The organism is Actinosynnema sp. CA-299493 (assembly GCF_050946825.1).
GTDB lineage: Bacteria > Actinomycetota > Actinomycetes > Mycobacteriales > Pseudonocardiaceae > Actinosynnema.
Genome location: NZ_CP191993.1, coordinates 3,987,228 through 3,994,707 on the forward strand (window position 1 = coordinate 3,987,228; position 7,480 = coordinate 3,994,707).

Here is a 7,480-nt window from a genome sequence, read left to right on the forward strand (position 1 = left end):
GCGGTTCAGCTCGCGCCCCGCCACAGCCGCCAAGCCCTGGGACGCGACTCGGGGTGCTCGTGCTCGGCCGAGCAGAACCGCAACCTGATCCGCGCACCACCGAGCCTGCCCTGTTCGACGTGGAGGGAGCCCCGGGCCTGTTCCGCCGCTGCCCGCGCGATGGCCAGTCCCAGGCCGGTCGAGCCGCCTCCGCTCACACCCCGGTGCACGGCGTGCTCAGGCGCGGCGACACCGGGGCCGCCGTCCTCGACGACGAACGTGACCCACCCGGCGTGCTCGACCACCTGCACGGCGACCGGCGTGCCGGCGGCGGTGTGGCGGAAGACGTTGTCCAGCACCGCGTCGACGGCTGCGGCCAACTCGTCACCACCCAGGTCCACGTGCAGCGGACGTGCCGGGACGTCGACGTCGCACGCCCGGCCCTGCGTCGAGGCGTGCGCCGACCAGAAGTCCATCCGCGAGCGCACGACCTCGGCCAGGTCGCACCTGCTCGACGCGACCACCGCCGGTCGCGTCGACTCGACGATCCGGTCGACCTCGTGGTTCAGCGCCGCCACCGCGCCGCGGATGCGGTCGGCCACCGCACCGCTGCCCAGGGCGTCCACGTCCAGCCGCAACACCGTCAACGGCGTGCGCAGCCGGTGCGACACGTCGGCGACCATCTCCCGCTCACCGGCCAGCAGCCGCTCCGTGCGCTCCGCGTTGCCGTTCACCACCGACGCGAGCTCGACGAGTTCCGGCGGGCCGGCCGAGTGGACGCGCACCGCACCGGTCCGCGCGGCCGAGACCAGTGTGCGCAACCCGTTCAGGGCAGGCGCCATCCGCCTGCGGCCGACCAGGACCGCGCCCGGCCAGGCCACCGCACCCACGCCGACCAGCAAAGCCAGTGAACGCAGCAACCCGGGGTCGACGGCCGACGCGGGTTCGGACAGCTCGACCACCGCGCGCCCCGGCAGCACGTGCCACGACGCCGGCACCGGACCTCCCCCCACCGCCGCTGAAACCCGCGCCGCGGACGCCTGTCCCACGCCGACGGTGCCACCGGCGACCAGGTGGACGGCGAGCCTGCCCTGCGCCCCGGCCGCCGTGCGCGCCACCGCCGCGCGCACCTGGTCGCGATCCGATGTCACCGCGACCACCGCGCTCACCGCCATCACGTCGGCGCGGTCGGCCGCCGCGGCCTCCCTCGCCGCGGACTCGACCAGCAGGACCGCCGCGGCGCCCACGAGCACCACCGCGACGAGTCCTGCCGTGCGTGCCAGTGCCCGGTTCAACAGCGCGTTCATGCCGAGAGGGTAGAACGAGGTTGCCCGCCGGTGAACGCCGTGTTTCGCACAACCGTGCCCTCGTCTTATGAATCCCTTAAGGGCAGCGCCATTACGTTCCTGCCCACGCACCAGGCGCTGGACGGACATGAGGAGTGTGGCGTGGCCGAAGTGGTTCTCACCGGGTTGGGCAAGTCGTACGCCGACGGCACCCGGGCGGTGCGCGACCTGGAACTCCACATCCGCGACGGCGAGTTCCTGGTCCTGGTCGGCCCTTCGGGCTGCGGCAAGACCACGGCGCTGCGCATGATCGCCGGACTGGAGCACATCAGCGAGGGCACGATCCGGATCGGCGAGCAGGTCGTCAACGACGTCCCGCCGCGTGACCGCGACGTGGCGATGGTGTTCCAGTCCTACGCCCTGTACCCGCACCTGAACGTCTACGACAACATCGCCTTCGGGCTCACGCTGCGCAAGCTGCCCAAGAAGGAGATCGACCAGCGCGTCCGGCAGGCCGCCTCGGTGCTGGAGCTCACCGAGCACCTGGACCGCAAACCGCGCAACCTCTCCGGCGGCCAGCGGCAGCGCGTGGCCATGGGCCGGGCCATCGTCCGGTCGCCGCAGGTGTTCCTCATGGACGAACCCCTGTCCAACCTGGACGCCAAGCTCCGCGTGCAGATGCGGGCGCAGATCGCCCGCGTCCAGCGAGACCTCGGCGTCACCACCGTCTACGTGACGCACGACCAGACCGAGGCGATGACCCTGGGCGACCGCGTGGCGGTGATGAAACGCGGTGTCCTGCAACAGGTGGGACCGCCCCAGGAGCTGTACGACCGACCGGTCAACCTGTTCGTGGCCGGGTTCATCGGCTCACCGGGCATGAACCTGGTCACCGCCCGCCTGCACGAGGACGGGGGGCGGCACTGGCTGTCGCTCAACTCGGACACGCTGCTGCTGCCCGAATCCGTGCTGCACTCGCGGCCCGCGCTGATGGACTACCTCGACCGGGACGTCGTGCTCGGAATCCGTCCGGAGGACATGGAGGACGCCGCGCTGGCAGGCGCCCAGGACGGGCAGATCCTGCACTCCGTGGCCGACCTGGTCGAGGCGATGGGCTCCGACGTCCTCGTGCACTTCCCGGTCGACGCCTCACCGGTGTCGAACGACGACACCCGCGCGCTGGCCGAGGACGCCGGCACCGCGGACCTGCCGGCGCCCGACAAGGGCACCGTGCTGGTCGGCCGCTTCTCGCCACGCACCCGAACCTACGAAGGCGAGCCCGTCGCGATCTGGGTCGACACCAGTCGACTGCACTTCTTCGACCCGCGCACAGGTTCCGCCATCCGGACCACGTCAGGAGAACAGCAATGAGGCTTACCGGACTGACCGTCCTCTGCGCGGCGCTGGTGACCGCGCTCGCCGGCTGCGGTGGCGCACCGGCCGCCGACGGCACCTCCGGCGGTGACGCGCTCGAAGTCGTCGGCACCTGGTCGGGTGACGAGCAGGAGCGGTTCGAGAAGGTGCTCGCCCGCTTCACCGAGCAGACCGGCCACCGGGTCGAGTACGTCCCGGCGGGTGACGAGCTGCCGACCGTGCTCCAGACCAGGCTCCAGGGCGGGAACCCGCCCAACGTGGCGCTGATCGCGCAACCCGGCCTCGTGGCCCAGTTCGTCGCCGAGGGCGAGCTCCGCCCGCTGGGCAGCCGGACGACGGCCGAGGTGGAGGCCAACTACGCGAAGGTCTGGAAGGACCTCGGCAGCGTCGGCGGCGTGCCGTACGGCGTCTACTTCAAGGCCGCCAACAAGTCCACCATCTGGTACGACGCGCCGTCGTTCACCACCGCGGGAGTGACTCCGCCCAAGACGTGGGACGAGTTCCTGGCGGTCGGCCGCACCCTCTCCGACGCCGGCCAGGCGGCCGTGTCGATCGCCGGCGCCGACGGCTGGACGCTGACCGACTGGTTCGAGAACGTCTACCTGCGCACCGCCGGCCCGGAGAACTACGACAAGCTCGCCAAGCACGAGATCCCGTGGACCGACCCGACCGTCAAGACGGCGCTGGCGGAGTTGGCGAGGCTGTTCGGCGACGCGGCGCTCGTGGCGGGCGGCAGTGCCGGAGCCCTGCAGACGGAGTTCCCGAAGTCGGTCACCGCCGTGTTCGGCGAATCGCCCGAGGCGTCGATGGTGTTCGAAGGCGACTTCGTCAGCGGTGTCGTGGCCTCCAGCACGAGCGCGAAGGTCGGAACGGACGCGTTGTTCTTCCCGTTCCCCTCGATCCGCGGCAGCGCGGACGCCGTGGTCGCCGGCGGCGACATGGCGGTGAGGTTCACCGACGACACCGCCACCGACGACCTGATGACGTTCCTGGCGTCGGCGGAGGGCGGCGCGGTGTGGGCCGCGGAGGGTGGCTTCCTGTCGCCCAACCGCAACATCGCGAACTCCGGCTACCCCGACGAGGTGACCCGCGAACTGGCCGGTCAGCTCGTCGACGCCGGCGACAACGTCCGGTTCGACATGTCGGACCTGGCACCCGCTGCGTTCGGCGGCACCAAGGGCGCGGGGCAGTGGAAGGTCCTCCAGGACTTCCTGGCCGACCCGGCGAGCGTGGACGCGACCGCGGCGAAGCTGGAGGCCGAAGCGGCGAAGGCGTTCACGCCGTGACGACCACGACTCCCGCGCGTTCGCGGCGCACGCGATCGGATCGGACCCCGGGCAGGTCCCCGCGGCACGCGATCTGGTTCCTGCTGCCCGCCCTGCTCGTGCTCGGCGTGCTCGTGGTCTACCCGCTGCTGTACTCACTGGTGCGCAGCACGTTCGACCGCGCGGGCACGGGGTTCGTCGGCCTGGGCAACTACGCGGACCTGTTCACCGATCCGCGGACCCTCACCGCGTTCCGCAACAACGTGATCTGGGTCGTGGTGGCACCCGCCGTCGTCACCGGCCTCGGTCTGATCTTCGCCGTGCTGACCGAGCGCATCCGCTGGGCCACGGCGTTCCGACTGGTGCTGTTCATGCCGATGGCGATCTCGCTGTTCGCCTCCGGCATCATCTTCCGGCTCGTCTACGAGGAAGACCCGGGCCGGGGAATCGTCAACGCCGTCACGGTCGGCTTGCACGACCTGTTCACCGACGGCTCGCCCTACCCCGGGGCCCGTCCCCGGTCCGGTGCGGCCACGCCGGAGGGGATCAGCCTGCCGGCCCACCGGCCGGGTGATGTGGTGACCGTGCCGCTGGTGGGGTTCGCCCCCGCCGAGGTGCCCGAGCAGGCGGCTCCCGCCGCGACACCGCCGGCCGACTCGCGCGAGCTGCGGGGCGTGGTCTGGCTGGACGTGTCCGCCGGAGGCCTCGCCGGACAGCGCGACGAGGGGGAGAGAGGACTGCCCGGCCTCGCGGTCGAGGCCCTCCAGGACGGCCGGGTCACCGGTCGCACCACAACCGGGGCCGACGGTTCGTTCACCTTCCCGGACCTCGCACCCGGCGACTACTCGGTGCGGTTGCCCGCCGAGAACTTCGCGGTCCCGTTCCGCGGCCTGACCTGGCTCGGACCCGGGCTGATCACGCCCGTGATCATCTCGTCCTGGATCTGGATCATGACGGGGTTCGCGATCACGTTCATCGCCGCCGGGCTGTCCGCGATCCCCCGGGACGCGCTGGAGGCGGCACGCGTCGACGGCGCCACCGAGGGGCAGATCTTCCGCCGGGTGACCGTGCCGCTGCTGGCGCCGGTGCTGCTCGTGGTCTTCGTGACACTGGTGATCAACGTGCTGAAGATCTTCGAGTTGGTGTTCGTCATCGCGCCGGGCTCGGTGCAGGAGGAGGCCAACGTGCTCGCCCTGCAGATGTGGCAGGTCTCCTTCGGCTCGGGCGGCGACCAGGGCATGGGCAGCGCGTTGGCCGTGCTGCTGTTCCTGCTGGTGGCGCCCGCGATGCTGTACAACATCCGCCGATTCCGACGGGAGCAGACATGAGCGCGGTCACCGAGGTCGAGCCCCGGGTCGTCGAGGTGGGGGTGGCCGGCACACCGCGCCGGGGCCTGCTCACCCGCCTGGTGGCGAAGCTCGGTCACGGCGGCGTCCAGGTGGCGCTCGCCGCCGTGGCGCTGTTCTGGTTGATGCCGGTGTTCGGCCTGTTCGTCGCCTCGCTGCGGGACGAGCGGGCCAACGCCGGGTCGGGCTGGTGGACGATCTTCACCGAACCCACCCAGTTGACCATCGACAACTACGCCGGCCTGCTGTCCGACGGCTCGGTGCTGCGATCGCTGCTCAACACGGTCTTCATCGCGGTGCCGTCCACGGTGCTGGTGATCGTGCTGTCCGCGCTCGCCGCCTACGCGCTGTCCTGGATCGACTTCCCCGGGCGTGCCTGGCTCACCGCCCTCGTGGTCGGCCTGCTGGTGATGCCGGTGCAGGTCGCGCTCATCCCGGTGGCCAAGCTGTTCGGCGCGCTCGACCTGTTCGGCACCATCACCGGCGTCGTGCTGTTCCACGTCGCCTTCGGCCTGCCGTTCGCCATCTTCCTGCTGCGCAACTTCTTCACGGGTATCCCGCGCGACCTCGTCGAGGCGGCCCGGATGGACGGCGCGACGGAAGCGGTGATCTTCAGGCGGGTCGTGCTGCCCATCGGGAAGCCCGCCATCGCGTCGCTGGCCATCTTCCAGTTCCTGTGGGTGTGGAACGACCTGCTGGTGGCGCTCGTGTTCGCGGACCAGGACTCCGCGCCGATCACGGTCGCGCTGCGCGGGCAACTGCGCCAGTTCGGCAGCAACATCGACCTGCTGGCGAGCGGTGCGTTCCTGTCCATGGTCGTGCCGCTGGCGGTGTTCCTGGCGTTCCAGCGCTACTTCGTGCAGGGCGTGCTGGCCGGGTCCACCAAGTAGGTCGACGACCGACCGCTGAGCACCGTCACCACGACCTCCACGGTCGACCTCACCTCCGTGGCGCCGGCAGGTGCCCTGCCCGTCGCGGTTACCTAAGAGGCACCGAAAACTACGCCATCGGGCGATCCGCGCCGCCGTCCGTTGCCCGCGCCGGGTCGCTCCCGGTCCACTGAGACCGCCACACCGTTGATCAGGAGGGCGACTGTGTCCACGCCGTACACCGAGCAGTCGGAACAACTGCCCGGTCGCAGTTCGAGGAGCGGCAGCGCACGCTGGTGGAGGTGCGGCGCGAGCTGCGCGACATCGGCGCGACCGCACCCCGCCGCCTCCGAGTCGCCGCGCGACCTGCCCCGGTTCCAGGGCTGAGGGGGACGACGATGGCGGTCAAGCCGGGTACCGGTGGTGGGGACGACTTCGACGGCGGGGGCGGCAACGTTCCGCTGAACGCGGAACAGCCCTACCTGCGGGAGACCTACGGACCCCTCACGGTCAGCACCGGCAGGTTGCGAGGCGGCGCGAGGCGCTACGGCCACTACGCGGACAACCTGAAGATCTTCAGCGCCCAGCACGGCCACCTGCGCGAGAAGCCGCTCAAGGACGACGACACCGACGAGACGTGGCGGCAGTTCGCACCCACCTGGTACGCCGGTCAGAAGGTGTTCGTGGTCACGGACATGATCGGCAACGCCCTGAGCGGCATCGAGGACGCCTTGGTGAACCTGGCCGAGACCCACGAGCGGACCGAGGACGACGCGATCGACCTCGGCCGCAACACGTTCAAGTCCGTCGCACCACCGCCGGGCGGGAACGGGGACGGAAACGGGGATGGCGGCTCGGGTTCCGGGACGCACCCGTTGCAGTCGGCCTTCACGCGCAAGACGCACTACGTGGACCCCTCGGGCAACCCCGTGCCGATGGTGAAGGGGAGCGGGATGCACCCCCTGGTGCCGTCCGGGCACGTCAAGCCGGGCGTGGTGCCCGACGGGAAGCTGACCGGCACCGTGCCGGACGGGACCGTGGTGGGACCCGACACCGGGTCCACCGCACCCGACCGCGCGCCCGTGCCGCAGCACGCCAACGCCATCCGCTCCGACGTCGGGATCCCGTTGGTGCCGCAGGAACTGGTCAACGCTTCGGGCGAGCGGATCGGGGTGCTGGCCCCGTGGGGCGCCACCGTGCCCGGCGACCAGACCACCAGGTTGACGCTGCTCGGCCCCGACGGCCGGCCCGAGGGGTTCTTCCAGCCCTACGGGCGGCACACGTTCGGCGAAGCCGTCGAGGGCGAGATGACCCCCGCCCGCACCCGTCCCGCGACGCGCGACTGATCGAGAAGAAGAACT

General features: G+C 71.1%; 6 protein-coding genes. 5 read left to right on the forward strand and 1 reads right to left on the reverse strand.

Annotated features, from left to right (window positions below; genetic code table 11):
• Positions 1 to 5: 5 nt before the first annotated feature.
• Entirely contained in the window at positions 6 to 1,286 is a 1,281-nt protein-coding gene (locus tag ACQPYE_RS17360; protein ID WP_498722366.1) for a sensor histidine kinase, read from the reverse strand.
• A 141-nt stretch (positions 1,287 to 1,427) separates the two neighbouring features.
• Here ACQPYE_RS17360 and ACQPYE_RS17365 point away from each other — a divergent pair, with 141 nt between their 5' ends.
• The 5 genes from ACQPYE_RS17365 to ACQPYE_RS17385 all read left to right on the forward strand — a co-directional run bounded on the left by ACQPYE_RS17365 (position 1,428) and on the right by ACQPYE_RS17385 (position 7,465).
• Entirely contained in the window at positions 1,428 to 2,636 is a 1,209-nt protein-coding gene (locus ACQPYE_RS17365) for an ABC transporter ATP-binding protein (RefSeq protein WP_498722367.1), read from the forward strand.
• Positions 2,633 to 3,925, forward strand: a complete 1,293-nt coding sequence (locus tag ACQPYE_RS17370) for an ABC transporter substrate-binding protein (RefSeq protein ID WP_498722368.1) — start codon at positions 2,633 to 2,635, stop codon at positions 3,923 to 3,925. The genes ACQPYE_RS17365 and ACQPYE_RS17370 overlap by 4 nt, the downstream gene beginning before the upstream one ends.
• Complete coding sequence (locus ACQPYE_RS17375; protein WP_498722369.1) at positions 3,922 to 5,232, forward strand: ABC transporter permease; 1,311 nt, start codon at positions 3,922 to 3,924, stop codon at positions 5,230 to 5,232. Before ACQPYE_RS17370 ends, ACQPYE_RS17375 begins: the two co-directional genes overlap by 4 nt.
• Positions 5,229 to 6,140 carry a carbohydrate ABC transporter permease gene (locus ACQPYE_RS17380; RefSeq protein WP_498722371.1) on the forward strand — a complete coding sequence of 304 codons (912 nt, stop codon included), beginning with the start codon at positions 5,229 to 5,231 and terminating at the stop codon, positions 6,138 to 6,140. Before ACQPYE_RS17375 ends, ACQPYE_RS17380 begins: the two co-directional genes overlap by 4 nt.
• A 377-nt stretch (positions 6,141 to 6,517) precedes the next feature.
• Positions 6,518 to 7,465, forward strand: a complete 948-nt coding sequence (locus tag ACQPYE_RS17385) for a hypothetical protein (protein WP_498722372.1) — start codon at positions 6,518 to 6,520, stop codon at positions 7,463 to 7,465.
• Positions 7,466 to 7,480: the final 15 nt, after the last annotated feature.